This is a genomic window from Paenibacillus sp. 01T431 (genome assembly GCF_056398625.1).
The window spans coordinates 167,109-183,776 of the sequence record NZ_JBFTPT010000002.1 but is presented as its reverse complement, the minus strand read 5'-3'; the positions used below and the strand labels follow the sequence as shown (position 1 = coordinate 183,776).

General features: G+C 45.8%; 14 protein-coding genes and 1 riboswitch. Of the genes, 3 read left to right on the top strand and 11 right to left on the bottom strand.

What is annotated here, in order from left to right; translation table 11 throughout:
* Positions 1 to 10 precede the first annotated feature (10 nt).
* On the bottom strand, positions 11 to 682 hold the full coding sequence (locus AC1DM9_RS03475; protein ID WP_441908277.1) for a succinate dehydrogenase cytochrome b558 subunit: 672 nt from the start codon (positions 680 to 682) through the stop codon (positions 11 to 13).
* 304 nt (positions 683 to 986) lie between these two features.
* Between AC1DM9_RS03475 and AC1DM9_RS03470 the strand changes: the two genes are divergently transcribed.
* A complete protein-coding gene (locus tag AC1DM9_RS03470) occupies positions 987 to 1,895 on the top strand; it encodes a LysR family transcriptional regulator (RefSeq protein ID WP_076267578.1) in 909 nt (302 codons plus the stop codon).
* 101 nt (positions 1,896 to 1,996) lie between these two features.
* On the opposite strand, the gene AC1DM9_RS03465 is transcribed toward AC1DM9_RS03470, so the two are convergent.
* A complete protein-coding gene (locus AC1DM9_RS03465; protein WP_076267751.1) occupies positions 1,997 to 2,659 on the bottom strand; it encodes a potassium channel family protein in 663 nt (220 codons plus the stop codon).
* 18 nt (positions 2,660 to 2,677) lie between these two features.
* On the bottom strand, positions 2,678 to 4,018 hold the full coding sequence (locus AC1DM9_RS03460) for a TrkH family potassium uptake protein (protein ID WP_339204413.1): 1,341 nt from the start codon (positions 4,016 to 4,018) through the stop codon (positions 2,678 to 2,680).
* Positions 4,019 to 4,108: 90 nt separating this feature from the next.
* A riboswitch (cyclic di-AMP (ydaO/yuaA leader) is annotated at positions 4,109 to 4,313 on the bottom strand.
* Positions 4,314 to 4,558: 245 nt separating this feature from the next.
* On the opposite strand from AC1DM9_RS03460, the gene AC1DM9_RS03455 reads away from it, so the two are divergent.
* Complete coding sequence (locus AC1DM9_RS03455; RefSeq protein WP_477578541.1) at positions 4,559 to 6,187, top strand: CPBP family intramembrane glutamic endopeptidase; 1,629 nt, start codon at positions 4,559 to 4,561, stop codon at positions 6,185 to 6,187.
* On the opposite strand, the gene uvrC is transcribed toward AC1DM9_RS03455, so the two are convergent.
* Positions 6,153 to 8,057 (bottom strand): excinuclease ABC subunit UvrC, encoded by a 1,905-nt coding sequence (uvrC, locus tag AC1DM9_RS03450; RefSeq protein ID WP_339204416.1) that lies wholly within the window; start codon positions 8,055 to 8,057, stop codon positions 6,153 to 6,155. The two genes, AC1DM9_RS03455 and uvrC, sit on opposite strands and share 35 nt — an antisense overlap.
* Positions 8,058 to 8,265: 208 nt before the next feature.
* On the opposite strand from uvrC, the gene AC1DM9_RS03445 reads away from it, so the two are divergent.
* Positions 8,266 to 8,412 carry a YqzM family protein gene (locus AC1DM9_RS03445; protein ID WP_144376731.1) on the top strand — a complete coding sequence of 49 codons (147 nt, stop codon included), beginning with the start codon at positions 8,266 to 8,268 and terminating at the stop codon, positions 8,410 to 8,412.
* Between the two features lie 77 nt (positions 8,413 to 8,489).
* Here AC1DM9_RS03445 and AC1DM9_RS03440 read toward each other — a convergent pair whose 3' ends face one another.
* The 7 genes from AC1DM9_RS03440 to AC1DM9_RS03410 all read right to left on the bottom strand — a co-directional run bounded on the left by AC1DM9_RS03440 (position 8,490) and on the right by AC1DM9_RS03410 (position 16,563).
* A complete protein-coding gene (locus tag AC1DM9_RS03440) occupies positions 8,490 to 10,424 on the bottom strand; it encodes a dihydroorotate dehydrogenase (protein WP_477578538.1) in 1,935 nt (644 codons plus the stop codon).
* A 98-nt stretch (positions 10,425 to 10,522) separates the two neighbouring features.
* A complete protein-coding gene (locus AC1DM9_RS03435) occupies positions 10,523 to 10,765 on the bottom strand; it encodes a YezD family protein (protein WP_076267573.1) in 243 nt (80 codons plus the stop codon).
* 24 nt (positions 10,766 to 10,789) lie between these two features.
* A complete protein-coding gene (gene cysW / locus AC1DM9_RS03430; RefSeq protein ID WP_339204419.1) occupies positions 10,790 to 11,674 on the bottom strand; it encodes a sulfate ABC transporter permease subunit CysW in 885 nt (294 codons plus the stop codon).
* A 17-nt stretch (positions 11,675 to 11,691) separates the two neighbouring features.
* A complete protein-coding gene (gene cysT / locus AC1DM9_RS03425; protein ID WP_441876767.1) occupies positions 11,692 to 12,525 on the bottom strand; it encodes a sulfate ABC transporter permease subunit CysT in 834 nt (277 codons plus the stop codon).
* 34 nt (positions 12,526 to 12,559) lie between these two features.
* Entirely contained in the window at positions 12,560 to 13,666 is a 1,107-nt protein-coding gene (locus tag AC1DM9_RS03420; RefSeq protein WP_076267570.1) for a sulfate ABC transporter substrate-binding protein, read from the bottom strand.
* A gap of 386 nt (positions 13,667 to 14,052) precedes the next feature.
* A complete protein-coding gene (gene dnaI / locus AC1DM9_RS03415) occupies positions 14,053 to 15,009 on the bottom strand; it encodes a primosomal protein DnaI (protein WP_076267750.1) in 957 nt (318 codons plus the stop codon).
* Positions 15,010 to 15,030: 21 nt separating this feature from the next.
* Positions 15,031 to 16,563 carry a replication initiation and membrane attachment family protein gene (locus tag AC1DM9_RS03410; protein WP_441908283.1) on the bottom strand — a complete coding sequence of 511 codons (1,533 nt, stop codon included), beginning with the start codon at positions 16,561 to 16,563 and terminating at the stop codon, positions 15,031 to 15,033.
* Positions 16,564 to 16,668 lie beyond the last annotated feature (105 nt).

Below are 16,668 nucleotides of genomic sequence, written 5' to 3'. Positions count from 1 at the left end.
TGTCTACAAACTAACCGATATTCGTAAGTGCCAATGCAGCACTTGCAGCTTCTTTGAATTGATCTCCGCTGAATGCAATAAGCGAAAGAATAAACAATGCTGATACGACTACAAAAACGCCCATGCAAATATATGAAGAGATGCGTTGAGCTTTCGGGCCAATCGTAATGCCCCAGCTGATCAGAAACGCCCAAAGGCCGTTGCTGAAGTGGAAAACAGCTGCTAATACACCAATAACATAAAGTACGAAGTAAGTAGGGTTGCTCGCAATTTGATTCATCGTTGATCCCAGTTCCTCATGGGTGATGTGGCCGAGATAAACTTGAATCCGAGTTTGATATACGTGCCAGAAAACGAATACAAAAGTAATTACCCCAGTTACCCGTTGAGCGGTAAACGCCCAGTTCCGGCCGTACTTAAAACGTCCCGTATTCGTGTTCGATTGGTAAGCGACATACAAGCCGTAAATACCATGAAACAATAGCGGGAGGTAAATGCCGAAAATCTCGAGCAGCGGCAGCACGGGCATGCTGTTAATGAGAGTTACGCCTTTGTCAAAGCCTTCAGGCCCGCGTTCAAACGCCTGGTAGTTAGTCAGACCATGCACGACGATAAATCCGCCGAGTGGAATGATCCCGAGAAGCGAGTGAAGCTTGCGCGAGAAATACGAATTTCCTTTCATGTCATTCCTTCTCCTTTCAAAACTGTGAGTGCTAGCATGCTTTTTCTTAAAATATAAGAATGTATCGGTTTCCCCTTTATACATTGCTTATATTCCAGCGCAAACGAGGTGCTGTGCAGCCAATGGTTGTCATCAGCAGTTTACGCTTGGCAAATCATTCTACATTGTAACCCCAGCATGTATGTCCGTCAACAAAACTCGACACATATTAGCCACACTTCCCATCCTACTCCTTTTAAGCTTATAATGGAATTGCTTATTTTTTATAATTTCTTATAACAAAATGACATAAGGGGTTTCATTCATGAATGAAGAGATGCATGTCTTCACCGTTATTGTGGAACAGTCCAGTATGAACAAGGCTTCCGCCTTGCTAAACCTGTCTCAGCCTGCACTTTCTCGCAAAATTGCCAAGCTTGAGCAGGACCTAGGCTCTCCTTTGTTTCATCGCATCGGAAAGCGGCTGGAGCTTACTCGAATTGGGCAATTGACCTATGAATATGCTTTGGAGCTTCGCCAGCTTCATCGCAAATATCTGCAAACCGTCTCTGAGTTCACCTCAGCTGGACATACGACCCTTACTATTGGCGCAAGCTTGACGACGCTTCAAACGACTTTGCCCGATCTCATTCAAAGCTTAACTTCAACTCATCCGGAGATCGACATTAAAGCGATTACCGGCAAGACGCACGAAATCGTATCGCTCGTGCGAGATCACAAAGCCGATATCGGCATTGTCGCCTCTAGTATTGAAGATTCAACGCTGCGGTGCATTCCGCTGTTTGAGGATCATCTATCGCTCGTGGTGCCTCGCAATCAGGTCATTACCGATAAAGGCACGCTGGGTATACAGGATGTGACCGGCATGCCGATGATCTTGTTCTCCAAAGGCACTTGGTACAGGTTGTTGACCGACGAGCTGTTTGACAAATATCATCTTCAGCCGGATGTGCGAATGGAAATTGATTCGTTTGAAGCTATACTTCGGCTGCTGCATACTTGCCGTGCTGCGACGCTCCTGCCTCAATCATATATGCGCAATCAACTGCTTGAAGACAATGATCTTACCGTCATTCCCATTCGAGAACTTGAAGATACAAAGCGTACCACCTCGCTCATTCATGCGGATTCGGCCGCCCTCAGCCCGTCCGTTCGTCTATGGATCAACGAGCTTGCAGCAGGCTTCCCCAGCAAAAAGGACAGCAGCTTTTAAAATAGCTGCTGTCCTTCAGCATTTCCAATATTACACTTCCAAATCCATTTCAGCCTAATCTGCTTTTTCTAATAATAAGCCTTTTCCACTACATAAAAAAATTAACGGATAACGGATGCTTCGAAGTCTTCTATTTGCTCATTTGTTCCTATAATAACCATGACATCACGAAGTGAAAGGACATCCGTTGCTGTCGGTGCAATGATGATGCCATTAGGCTTATTTATGGCTACGATGCTGCATCCAAATCTAGCTCGCGGATTAAGATCATGCAATGACTTGCCATCCAAGCATTGCGGTACAGCAAGCTCGGCGATCGTATACTCTTTGGAAAGCTCGATATAATCTAATAGATTTGGGGATACAAGCTGATGCGCAACTCGAATACCCATATCGCGCTCAGGATAGACCACGCGGTCTACACCGATTTTCTCAAGCACCCGGCCATGCAGTTCAGTCAAAGCTTTCGCTACAACTTGCTTCACTTCCAAATCCTTAAGCAGTATGGTTGTCAAAATGCTGGATTGAATGTCATCGCCAATCGCGACAACTCCGCAATCAAAGTTTCTTACACCCAAGGAGCGCAGCGCTTCTTCATCCGTACAATCAGCTGATACAGCATAGGTTAGAATACCGCTCATGTCCTGAACGGCTTCCTCATCCTTATCTATTCCAAGCACCTCATGGCCAAGCTGGACGAGTTCGCGCCCTAAGCTCGAACCAAATCTCCCTAAGCCGATGATGACAAATTGTTTCTTTTTAATTCCCACTTGCAAAGTCTCCTATCCAATCGTAATTTTGCCTTCTGGATGCCGATAAAGCTCTTTCTCTGTACGAGGCCCAAGCGCGTATGCAAGCGTCAGGGGTCCAAGTCTTCCGGCAAACATGGTTAATGCAATGACTATTTTCCCAACAAGGCTCAGCTCTGGCGTAACACCAACGGATAATCCTACTGTTCCAAATGCTGATGTCGCTTCAAACAATAGCTTTATAAAAGCTTGATCCTCCGTCATCGACAAAATCATCGTTACAATAATGACAAGCGATAAAGAGATCAAAGTAATCGTGAGTGCTTTAAAAATTCTGTCTTTGCCTAATCTGTAACGGAAAAGAACGATGTCCTCTCGTCCTCTAATCATTGCAAATACAGCGCCGACCAGCGTTGCAAAGGTTGTTGTTTTGATGCCGCCGCCCGTCGAGCCGGGCGAGGCGCCAATAAACATTAATATAATGGTGAAAAACATTGTCGCTTGCCGGATAGCCGTATAATCAAGCGTATTGGCTCCTGCCGTCCGCGGCGTTACCGACTGGAAGAACGAGGACAAAATTTTCCCGCCCCAGTCCAGAGAGCCCAGTGTCTTCGAATTCGAGAATTCAAAAATAAATATGACGAGTGTCCCTACTGCAATAAGCGTTCCTGTCATAGATAGCACGACCTTGCTGTGCAGCGACAGCTTGCGGTTTTTGCGGAACTCCATCAGGTCCGACATAACGACAAAGCCAAGTCCACCCGAAATGATCAGCATCATAGCTGCAATATTGACGACTGGATCAGAAACGTATAAGGTCAAGCTGCGATAGTTCCCAAAAATATCAAAACCAGCATTGTTAAACAATGAAACCGCATGAAAGGCTCCAAAATAAATCGCTTTGCCCAGCGGCATATCAAATGCAAACCTCGAAGCAAACAACGCAGCGCCAATAAGCTCTATTGTCAATGAATACACAATAACGCGTCTAATCAAACGCACGATGCCTTCCATGCTCGACTGGTTCATGGATTCCTGCAGCAAAAGCCGCTCACGCAGCGAAATCCTCTTGCGAAGTACGAGCGCTACCAGCGTCGCCATCGTCATAAATCCGAGTCCGCCAAGCTGGAACAAGCACATTAATATGATTTGACCCCATATAGAGAAATAAGTTCCGGTATCAACGACAACTAACCCTGTTACACAGGTTGCCGAAGTTGCCGTAAACAGCGCATCTATAAAAGGCAATCTCTCACCGCTTACCGATGCAAAAGGCATGGATAATAATAAGGCACCCAGCAATATAATAAGAGCGAATCCACTTACCAAAATACGCGGGGGTGACCACTTCAAAACATTCCAACTAACCTTCATTCATTTCCCTTCTTTTTGATTATGTCATATTGTCATTTATTGTTTTTAAGCATAAAAAAAAGCACTGGAAACTCAAGTGCTCGTGCGATGAGTCCTGTTCCAATACGCCTTCGAGGTTAGCTGACGGATTCGGGCCTGGACAGGCAGCCCTATTCAGCGGAAGAAGACGATGCTTCACCGCTAAAATTCACCCCATGCTATCTAATGTTGAACTGCTTTGCTTTCAGCAGGCTCATCCATTTAGACAACTTTATGGTTCCCCCGATTTCCTTAGGAAATTCGGCTATGCTATGCAATTAGTATGACGATAACGATTATAATCCCTAAACACTCCTGATATAAAGGTGACGTTTATGACAAACAGGACGATATTAGCTCAAATTAGGGCAATGGGACGAACCAGCACATAGCTAGCTTGCTGGACATCGTTATTTCGCATTTTTTTGAAAACAAACGGTCATTTTCATTGGATAATTTAGGGATTCATATGTTAAGGTAATAAAATGAGCTATTTATTATGAAGACAGTTGAGGTGAAACTATGATTGATTCTATTAAACCCAATGAATGGAAACGATTTATATGGGCAGCAGTTGCTTGCTTTATTATTTATGGGGCCGTACAAATCGTTCCAATGATTACGGCTATCTCATCTGGCGAAATGAATACCAAGGTCATTACGAAATCAGCGGCGGAAGATAAGGCGTCTGCATTTGTTGAAAAAGAAACAGGCTTGAAGGTGAAATCGGCTAAAGCCGTACATCAGACCGATAAAATTATGAATGGCTACTTATCTAAATATGAGCTGGTCAAATCATATACGGATAAATACGACCCTAGGTTTCCTACAGATACGTTTCAAGTTGATCTTAAGTTCATAGGCGGCGGCAGCGGATATGTTTATCTGCATATGCATAGCGGGAAAGTCGTAGCTTGGAACTTGAAGCTTGAGGGGGAACAGCTATCAGATGCAGATAAAGCAAAAGAAGCTATTGCCTTCCTAACAGCAGGAAATTTCAGCGGTACTGAATTCATAGGCGGTCAAATATTGCCTAATGGCGATTGGCAGCCTCAGCCTCCTGCAGGTTATTCCATTAAAAATGCTCATCTGAACGTATTGGTTAACGCTCTTGTCGTGAATGACCGTACGATCATTACTAAATATAAACCTACATTTAAAGCACCATCCGATTACATAAACTATGTAGAGAAACAAGATAAAATAGCTGGATACCTTACCTCTATCGGTTATCTGTTCATGAGCTTCGTTTTATTCGTCTTAGCTATTATTTACTCCGTTTTGTATCGAAAACATACATCCTTTAAATACGGAATCGTATTAACGATCATTTATTTAATTACTTATACGATCATGAATTTAAACGTTCTGGATGGTATCCGGGCTACGCTCGGCGAGACGGATATGGCAGGCGCTACCGTTTCGATCACTGCCATCGTAAGTGTTCTGCTAGCGATTCCAATGGCAGGTTCCATTTATGTATCCATTGTTGCCGGAGACGGCCTCTGGAAGGCGCAGGGCCGCGCTTTATGGCCGCGTTTTGGTCAAAGAGGGTATGGCGATTATGTTTGGCGCAGCGTCGGCTTGTCCTATTTATTCGCGATCATCTTATTCGCAATTCAATCGGTTATCTTTATCGCCTTGAAGCTGTCCATTGGCACTTGGGAAACATCAGATGCCTCACAATCCCCATACAATATGGGCATTCTTTGGCTGATGCCCGTGCTTGCTTGGGCTGCCGCAATTGGCGAAGAAGCCGTATTCCGCTTCTTCGGTATTGGACTATTTCGCAGGTGGTTTAAAAACACGTTTGCCGCAGCACTGCTGCCTACCTTCTTCTGGGCGCTCGGCCATGTGATGTATCCTTTTTATCCGTCTACGACGAGATTGTTTGAGCTGATGATTATCGGGCTGTTGTTCAGCTTTATCTTCGTCAGATACGGCTTCATTACAGCCATGTTCACCCATGCCATCTTCAACAGCGTTGCAGTTGGCCTATCCTTGCTCACTATTGGAACAGCACCGAACATAATCTCGGCTATTTTCTTCTCCGTGCTGCCGGTACTGATTGCATTTGTTCTAAAATATTTAAGTCACAAAAAAGAGAAGAAGCCGTCTATGACGACGACTCCTCCCCTAGGGCAGCTATAATTTGCGAAGCTAATTTATCACCAATAGATAGAGGCCGGAAGTCTTCGACTGAGGCCTCTTTTATTTTTTTGATCGAGCCAAAATGCTTGAGCAGCAGCTTGCGTCGTTTCTCGCCAATGCCCGGAATCGAATCAAGCTTCGACTCCACCATGGATTTGGCGCGCTGCTCGCGGTGGAATGTAATCGCAAAGCGATGCACCTCATCTTGAATGCGCTGCAGCAAATAAAACTCCTGGCTGTCCCTTGGCAAAGGAACAATCTCCGCAGGATCTCCAGTCATAAGCTGCGCTGTCTTATGCTTTGCATCCTTCACAAGACCGCAAACCGGGATGTATAACCCAAGCTCATTCTCAAGCACGTCGAGCGCCGCTGATATTTGCCCTTTGCCTCCATCAACTACAATCAGATCCGGCGGAGCTAATTCCTCTTTCACCACACGCTCGTAGCGGCGCCGTATGACCTCGCGCATCGTTTCGTAGTCATCTGGACCTTGTACTGTCTTAACCTTGTATTTACGGTACTCCTTGCGGTCTGGCTTGCCGTCCGTAAAGACAACCATAGCCGAAACTGGATTCGTACCTTGAATATTGGAGTTATCAAATGCCTCGATTCGGCGTACTTCATCCAGTCCTAACCAGCCTGCAAGCGACTCTGACGCTTTAACGCTTCGTTCCTCATCTCGTTCGATAAGCCTGAATTTCTCGTCCAGCATCACCCTTGCATTATCGATAGCCATCGTTACGACCTCGCTCTTGCGTCCGCGCTGCGGCATAAGCACCTTAACCTTCAGCCAGCTGTGCAAGGATGCAATGACATCGTCAGCATGCGTAGCGGCTGCCTCATCAACTGCTGCCACTCCGCCCGCTGATTCCACCGCTTCCAGCTCAGGCGGTATTGGCAGCAGGATTTGCTTAGGCAATGCCGGATTATCGCTATAATACTGCGTAACGAATGTCATGAAATCATCATACTCTTCCCCGTAATAAGGAAAAGTTGTGCCATGCCGCTCAATGAGCTTCCCTTGGCGCATGTACAATATTTGAACGCACATCCAGCCCTTATCTACTGCAAAACCAAAAATATCACGGTCAAGCGCATCGGACATCGTAATCTTCTGCTTCTCCATGACCGCATCGATTGCAATAAGCTGATCCCGAAGCTCCTTCGCCCGTTCAAATTCGAGCTTCTCGGCTGCTTCCTCCATCTTGCGCTGCAGCTCATTTTTCACGACATCTTGACCGCCGTTCAAAAACTTTGAAATTTCTTGAATCATCCGATCATATTCGCTCTGCTGCACATCAAATTCACACGGTGCAATACATTGTCCTAGATGATAATACAAGCACACCTTATCAGGAAGTGTCTTGCACTTGCGAAGCGGATATAGCCGGTCCAGAAGCTTCTTTGTCTGCTGAGCGGCATAAGCATTCGGGTAAGGGCCAAAGTACTTGCCCTTGTCTTTAATGATACGTCTTGTGACCTCGAGCTTCGGATGTTTCTCGTTCGTAATTTTGATATAGGGGAACGTTTTATCATCCTTTAACAGGACGTTATATCTTGGATGGTATTGTTTAATTAAGTTGCATTCTAAAATGAGTGCTTCCATATTGCTAGAGGTTACAATGAATTCAAAATCACGAATTTCAGATACGAGCCGCTGCGTCTTGCCGTTGTGGCTGCCGTTAAAATAAGAACGCACGCGATTTTTGAGCACTTTTGCCTTGCCTACATAAATGATGACGCCTTCGCTGTTTTTCATGAGGTAACAGCCTGATTGATCCGGGAGCAAAGCTAGTTTGTTCCGTATCGTCTCTTTTGCCTCTGCAAGCTGCTGCTCTGCCTGCTCCCGATCCGTTTGCTGATGATCCATGCTCTCGCCTCCGACTGCCAAATGATTCTGTTCATATTTTATCATAACTCGGCTATACTTTGTTTTACAATTGTCACCGGTTCTGGCTTTACAACTGTTTATCTGTTTGAGTATACTAATATAAGTTGAATAAACCGATACTACATAAAGACGACCGTAAATTGGTTGTTACTTACGCAATCGGTCTTTTTCAAGGAGGACGTCAACGATGGAAAACGTAAGAGACCCGCGCGAGCATTTTAACGAAGAGCCTCGCCATGACTTGATGGACGTCGTGTTCGGCTTTGGCGGCATGCTCGGTTTAATGACCGTCATTTTCGCTGTTGCTGTAATCGTGAAATTCATCATTTCATAAGAAAAAGGAGCAGCGAGCTGCTCCTTTTTTTTGTTGCCTATCAACGATACGCAGCTGATTAATCAGATATAATTCCGCTATGCTTGTTGCTTTCTCATTAAATAAGGATACAAGAAAATAAGTCCGAGTATATAAAGCAATAACGCAAACAACGCAGGTGAAAGATGCAAAAAATCGATATAACCGATGGATAGATGAACACTTAAGCCCGCATAGAAGCCCGGTGCTCCGCCAAGCAGCAGCGTCCACCATATCCAGCGCGATCCCTGCTGGATTCCCCATAGCGCAATAATAAGAATGGCCAGCGCAGCACAGAACAACGCTCCGCCAAATCCTGCTCTATCATGGGCTATTAACGGGATGAGTTTCAAGTTCGCCCCATTCAGCTCGTTATGCGTCGTATTCAAATAAACCAAATCCGATTGTACGAACACCTCTGTAATCCCAACGCCTGCGATCGTTAAACCGCCTACAGCCAGTGCGAATCCCAAAACAACAAAACAAAATTGTCCATACATCGCCAAACGCCATAATAGATCATTGCGAACATTAACTGGCAAGCGATAGGGCTGATCCGGATTTCTGCGCATGGATAGCAGAAACATCGGGAACAAAACCGCAGCAGCTAGCGCATGCAGCGGGTCGAAATAACCGTAGCCAAGAAATAAGAAAAAGCTTAAAAATCCAACAATACCAGACGTCATCAAAGCTGTTCGAGCCCAGTGCAGACTATACTTTAATCCATGTCTAGCCAATTGAACATACAATATGCCGATTGTAATCATCGTTCCGGAAAGCGTAATTCGGTCATGAGACATAAAATGCAGCAAATGATGGTTGACTTGCTTCAGTTCGTCCAGCGTCATGTCTATAAAATTCAAGTCATAGGACAGCAGCACCGTAGTCGCAGCAATAATCCAAGACAATATCCCGCCAATAATCATGCCGATTCCAAGCAGGAGCATCCAGCCCCAATGCTTCCAGAATGATGGAGTCACTTGCGCAGGAAGATCTCGGACCTGCTCATAAATGACAGCTTCATTAATCCGTTTTGGCAGACCAGGCCCTGCATAAATCAGTCCGCTGTGAAGTAGAACGGCGTTAGCGCCTGCTTTCAGCAAATCTAACGCATCCTGCGGCTCATGCACGCCCCCGCCCGCTTTGATTAGCAAGTGGGAACAGCATTCCTTTCGCAGCAGCTTTATTTTGGCCAGAGTAAGCGCCTTGGCCTCTTTACCCATGCTTGCGGCATAGCCATCGTTGTTATCATCGCAGATTGCTTCTCCAATGACCACGCCTCTCCAAACTCCCTCTGCTGCGTGGATCAGGGAGATTAAGCTGTCATTAGAAAAGTCAGGCGGAACATAAATAAACAAAGGTTTATTAGCATGCGGTTGTGCGGAAGCGTATCCGGCTATGCCTTTCAAAATAGTGAGGGCTTCTTCGAGGCTCCTTGATGAATGCAGGACATCAACATAAAAACCAGCCGCACCCGCTGCACTTAGCTGCACCAGCATGCTTTTAAGTTCGATTAGAGCCTGCTCGCAAGAAGCATGCGGCATTGGAGAAATTCTTGCCAGCTGCGGCAACGAATGTCCGGGCTTTCCCATACGCTCAGCATATTGCTCTACACCATCGTTTTCATAATAATCTGGATATCGAATGGTTTCATTTAGGATGTCATTCGTTATAGGCTTATCACTCTTAATTTGCTTGACGGTGATTGGACCATGCTCGATAAAACCGATTCCAAACTGAGCCAGCGCTTTATGCGCCACTCCTTGCGGATCTAGACCGCCTGACAATCCCACACTTGTAGTTAAGGAAATGCCTGCTAGCTTCTGCTCCAAGTGAGGTGATGGCTCCATATGCCCAAGTGTACGAATGACAAAAGTACCGCCTGGGATACTGCTCAGCGTTCCCATTGCTTTTAGAGTCAGTGTTCTGCTGAGCCTAGAAGGAAGCCTGAATAAAAGAGGTCGAAACAAGGACTGATAGGACCAATCCGGCATTAATATTCTCCTTATGGATACTTTTCTTCCAGTATACAACAAACCCAATGCCTGCGCGGCATTGGGTTTGTTGTATTTTTATCGAATCTATTAGGGAGCTACTGCACAATTCTAAGCGCTTCGCCCGTTGATGAATTGTCCCGCTGCTTCGATTGCTGTGAAGATTCGGACGGAACCTGCTGCTTCTGAGAGGGACCATCATAACGTGTTCTTTCCGTCCGGTCGATCTGTACAATTCTTCCATCATGAACAGTGATCGTTACATGCCCATAATTAAGACCCGTTACTTGTTCAGAAATACGCTCCAGCCATTGCGCATCTAACTCTAGCGGTTTTGCCATTTCAAACCCCTCCATTATTGTCATTTATTCAGCTTTCTCCGCTGGCTTCTGCGTGCCAGACTTCCACTCTACAATGCTCTTCACGATCATCGTTACGACCGCTAGCATGACGAGCAAAGAAGCAACGGCGAATGAGGCTGAAAATTGATACTCGTTATACAAAATCTCAATATGCAGCGGCAGCGTATTCGTTTCTCCGCGGATATGGCCGGATACGACAGATACAGCGCCGAACTCGCCCATGGCTCGTGCGTTACACAAAATAACGCCATACAAAAGCCCCCACTTGATGTTTGGCAAAGTAACCTTCCAAAAGATTTGCCAGCCTTTAGCGCCTAAGCTTGCAGCTGCTTCCTCTTCTTGGACGCCCTGCGCTTGCATCAACGGAATAAGCTCGCGAGCAACAAAGGGGACCGTAACAAACACGGTTGCAAGTACGATTCCAGGAACTGCAAATATAATTTGGATGCCACGCTCATCGAGCCAAGGACCAAAAAAGCCCTGTGCGCCAAATAACAGCACATAGATCAATCCAGAAATGACTGGCGACACAGCAAACGGCAAATCGATTAACGTAATTAAAATATTTTTACCGCGAAAGCGAAATTTACTGATCGCCCAGGCCGCAGCAATACCAAAGACCGTATTCACAGGAACTGCGATTAATGCAACGATAAGCGTGAGTTTAAGCGCTGACAAAGCATCCGGCTCCGTAATCGAATCAATGTATACGCCTACACCTTTTTTTAATGCTTCAACAAATACCGATGCCAGCGGCAGCAGGACAACTAATCCAAGAAACAGCATCGCAATGATAATAAGCAGCCATTTGACGGGACCTGATTCTGTAATATGCCTCGGACGTTTGGAAGCTTCTGCATTCGTGTGTACTGTAATTGCTCCAGCCATTTGTATGAGCTCCCTTCTTAGTCTGATACTGTGCGGCGATTCATTCGCCACTGCAGTAAATTAATGACTAGCAGCATCAGGAAGGATACAACGAGCATTACGAGTGCAATGGCAGTAGCGCCAGCGTAATCGTATTGCTCCAGCTTCGTCATGATGAGCAGTGGAGTTATTTCTGTTTTCAGCGGCATATTGCCCGATATGAACACGACCGAACCATATTCTCCGATACCTCTTGCAAAGGCTAGAGCAAAACCAGTTAGTAGTGCTGGCAACAGCTCAGGCAAGATGACCTTCCAAAAGGTTCTTAAACGATAGGCTCCGAGCATAACTGCCGCTTCTTCCGTTTCTTTCTCCATATCCTGCAGCACCGGCTGTACCGTACGAACAACAAACGGAAGTCCAATAAATATTAGTGCGATGGTAATACCGAGCGGGGAGTAAGCAACCTTGACGCCGAGCGGTGCGAGCAATGAGCCAATCCAACCATTCGGTGCATAGATCGCAGTTAAAGCAATGCCAGCCACTGCAGTTGGCAGTGCAAATGGCAGATCCACTAAACTGTCGACGATTTTTTTGCCTGGAAACTGATAACGAACGAGCACCCAAGCGATTAATAGGCCAAATACTGCATTAACAAGTCCGGCAAAAAATGCGGTTAGAAAGCTGACTCGATAAGATGCAACGACACGAGCATTCGTAACCGTGCTCCAGAATTCCGACCAGCTGAGCTCTGCCGTTTTGAAAAAAACGGCAGTCAGCGGAATCAATACAATAATGCTAAGGTAAAACAATGTGAATCCAAGCGACAAACCAAAACCCGGCAGTACGTTACGGGGCTTGGAACCTTTCATGTGAAGTCAGCTCCAATCTTGTTTATGCTTTGCATTATGAGCCTGGTGTGTAAATTTTGTCGAAAATGCCGCCGTCTGCAAAGTGTTTGGTTTGCGCTTCTTTCCAGCCGCCAAAATCTTTATCAATCGTGAGCAATTCTAGAGTTTTGAATTGATCTGCATACTTTGCAGCAACTGTCTCCGAAATTGGACGGTAGTAGTTTTTAGCTGCAATTTCTTGGCCTTCTTCTGTGTAAAGGTATTTCAAGTAAGCTTCCGCTACTTCACGAGTTCCGCGCTCGTCTACCACTTTATCCACTACAGCTACTGGAGGTTCAGCAAGAATACTTAAAGAAGGATATACGATTTCGAATTTGTCTGGACCAAGCTCATTGATCGATAGGAAAGCCTCATTCTCCCAAGCAAGCAGTACATCGCCAATTCCGCGTTCTACAAACGTTGTTGTTGATCCGCGTGCACCGGAATCCAGTACAGGTACATGCTTAAATAATTGTGTAACAAACTCCTGTGCTTTCGCTTCGTCATTTCCATTTTGCTTAAGCGCATAACCCCATGCAGCAAGATAGTTCCAGCGAGCTCCGCCAGATGTTTTAGGATTTGGCGTAATAACTTCAACTTTGTCCTTGATTAGATCGTTCCAATCCTTAATGCCCTTTGGGTTTCCTTTACGAACTAGAAATACGATTGTTGATGTATAAGGAGCGCTGTTGTGCTCAAACTTTGATTGCCAATCCGCATTAATTAGCCCTGGCTCAACGATTGCATCGATGTCATAACCAAGTGCAAGTGTTACAACATCCGCCTTCAGGCCATCAATAACTGCGCGGCCTTGTTTACCAGACCCGCCATGCGATTGTTTAATCGTCACGTCTTGACCTGTCTCCGCTTTCCAATGTTTCGAGAATGCCGCGTTAAATGCTACATAAAGCTCACGAGTAGGGTCGTAGGATACATTCAAAAGCTCAACTGGCGGTTTTGGTTTATCCGTAGGTGCGTCTGTTGCAGCTGTATTAGTTGCCTCGTTAGTAGGCTTATTCGTTTCTTTGTTTGTTTTGTTGTTGCCGCCTTGACCGCAAGCAGCCAATACAAGCACTAATGCCAATAGAATAACAACGGAACGAACATGAGTAATTTTCTTCATCTTTCCATACACCCCTTTTTTAAATTAACAGGCTTTCAGAAACATTTATGAAGTTTACTTCCTGTGAGGATGTTTCTCCTGGATAGGTGTTTGCTCCGGTTCGTCCGGTCGGAAAACATTATTCCTACCTGCTTAGTTGGTTATGGAAGAATCTTACCAGCGAGCCCCACTTTCTGTCAATACTTAATTTCAAATAATTTATAAGTCCTATAAGAAAGCTTTATATGCTAGCAGAACGAATGACACAGTATAAAACAGCACTCATCCTGAATACGCTTTCAACCATATTGAGATTAAGCTTGATGCTGCTGCTATCCTTAAACAAAATAAAAGCTTTGGTCAACAAATTCCTCGAATAGGAATCCGTTAACCAAAGCTTTAATCAATTACTTTTGTCCGCGCTTGTTTTCGCCGGTAACCATAACGACTTCAACGTAAGGCCGTATACGGTCCATTATACGCTGTCCCTTATGCAGCTCATCGCCATCCTTGCTCGTAAAGCTAAAATGCCTCTCCAGCGCCTCCAGCTCGTAGTTGGAGGTGTAGAACGTTGGCTTGCGCTGCATCCGATAATTCAAGATCGCGCCTAGTACATGATCGCGAACCCATGGATTTAAATTTTCCGCACCCATATCATCAAAGATAAGCAGGTCGGTTTCCTTCATCATCTCGACCGTTTCCTTCAGCTTGCCAGGCTCATGCATGAGCGTCTTCAGATCTTCTACAAAGTCAGGCATGTAGACGATCACTCCAGAATATCCAGCCTTCGCAAGCTCATGAAGCAAATAACACATTAAAAATGTTTTGCCTGTACCAAAGCGGCCTGCCAAATACAAGCCTTCCTCCTGCAAGCCATGCTCTTTCGTGCGATCGATATATTTCTGAACCTGCCCAACCGCCTTTGCACGCTCAAGATCTCTCGTAATAATCTCAGCTGACGAATAGCCGCGCTGCAGCGCCTTCTCGTCTATGTAGAAGCTTCTGATCCGGCTTCTAATCTGATCCTCATTCTGACGAGCGTTAAATTTCTTGCATGCTACCTTACGGTCATATAACTGCGTTAGTCCATTCACCGTATCAGAACTAAGCAGCGTATAGTGGCCTTCAAAATCATTCGGGCAATTGTCTAAGCCCGGACAATTGGTACAGTTCCTGTATTCCGTCACATATTGATAAACCCGATTCAAATTAAGACGGATTGTCTGCTCATCCAAATCCGGATATTTAACGCGAAGCTTCTCAACAAGCGGTTCTGCAAGCAGCTCAGTCAGCTTATGCTCCGCCTTTTCCGTAAAGGCTTTGCCGGAAGGCCAAGCCTTCAGCAATTCGCCCATCGACTCCATCATCTGCTTACACCGCCTTTATCATTTACCGTCTAATTTCCGAGCCAGCTTCAACAGCTCTTCAAGCTCATCGGCCGAAACTGCCGAAGCCGATTGATCTTCCTGTACGATTGGAATAGAAGGCTTACGGGATGTGCCCCTGCTGCTGCCTCCGCTTCTCGAGCCGCCTTTCGAGCCGCTATATCCTCCGCCAGCATAACTGGTCGCAGCTTCCTTGCGGCGCTCCTTATCCTGCTCCACCTGCGCTTGCTCCCGCACATAAAGCACAGCTTTCTCGAATGTATCGATTTGTTTCACAAGCATGTTCGATGCTACGGCGTCCAAAAATGTTTTTGTCACCCGCTGCGCATCGTTAGCTCCGATAACATAATGTATAAGTACGTTTATAACGGGGGCAGCTAATTTATAATTGAGGTCGATGCGTTCAAACACTCGTTCAATCCAATCCGGTACTGCTCCGGGGAAAAAGCGCTGAAGAAACCGTGTATGTGGTTCATTTCGCATCAGCATATTATATTGCTGAACATCACAGCGACCGCTAAGCTGATTTGGAACTTGCAAATAATGCTGCTCTTGCACTTCGTATTCCTCGGTCAATTCATCAGGATCAACCGTCTCCTCGTCCGCAACAACTTGCGTGCGTGACAGCGCTCGCTGCCGTTCGCCTTCCCGCTTCTTGTCCTGCCTATAAAATTGATTAGCCCGCAGTTGAAGCTCGTCAACATTAAGTGTGCCGCTCTCTCCAAAAATGCCATCCTCATCAAGCAAACGACATATATCCACTACAGCCAAATTATATTTGTAAGCTACATAGTTTACCTGCGAGAGTTGTTCTTCATCACTTCGCAGCCGCTCCACGAACCGCCGATTGGCGGAATTACGAGGAAAACGCAAAATAATTTCTCCATAAGGTATGCCTGCTGTTGCTTGTGCCGGCCTAGCGGCTGATTGCCGCGATGGCGCAACCTCTGTCAACGCTTGCTCAAGCTCATTGTCTACGGACTGCATATTAAGCTTAAACAGCTCATAGAAAGGCACGGATATATTTTCTTTCGTTAATTTCGCTCCTGCCAGCTCATCCGGTTCATTAGCGCCAAATGATTCTCGAAGCGAGATTACCGCATACTTGCCAACCTTATCGCGCAAGAGCATCGTTAAATGCATGTTGCGAAAAAATTCGACTGGCGACAACGGCTGCGACATCTCGTATTCATAAATAACATCTGCATTATCAGGAACGCCTAAACGTGACGTTTGCAGCAATCCAACAGCCTCCAGCTTCGAAGCCTGTTCGATAAGATGCTTGCGTCCGCGCTCGTTCATCTCCAGCCCTAAGCCAAGAAATAGCTTGCGCTGCGGCTCAATCGAAGAGTAGCCCGAGGTGCCTTCGGCAATGCCATGATACAGCTGCTGGTAAAATGCGACGGCAAATGCGCCAATCATCGGCTGATAGATTAGCGACAGCATTTTGTAGTCGAGGCTGCTTAGCGAAAAATCGCGAAAAATGTAATATCGGTGGTGTTCCGTGTACTGCAATATATTATTGATGCGCATAGCATCAGCTCCATCCTTCACTAACATTCTATCATTTTAACATAAAAACCGATGTTCAGGACGAGTCGGAAAATAGAAAAATCCCCCGAAGGAGGGATTTTTTTT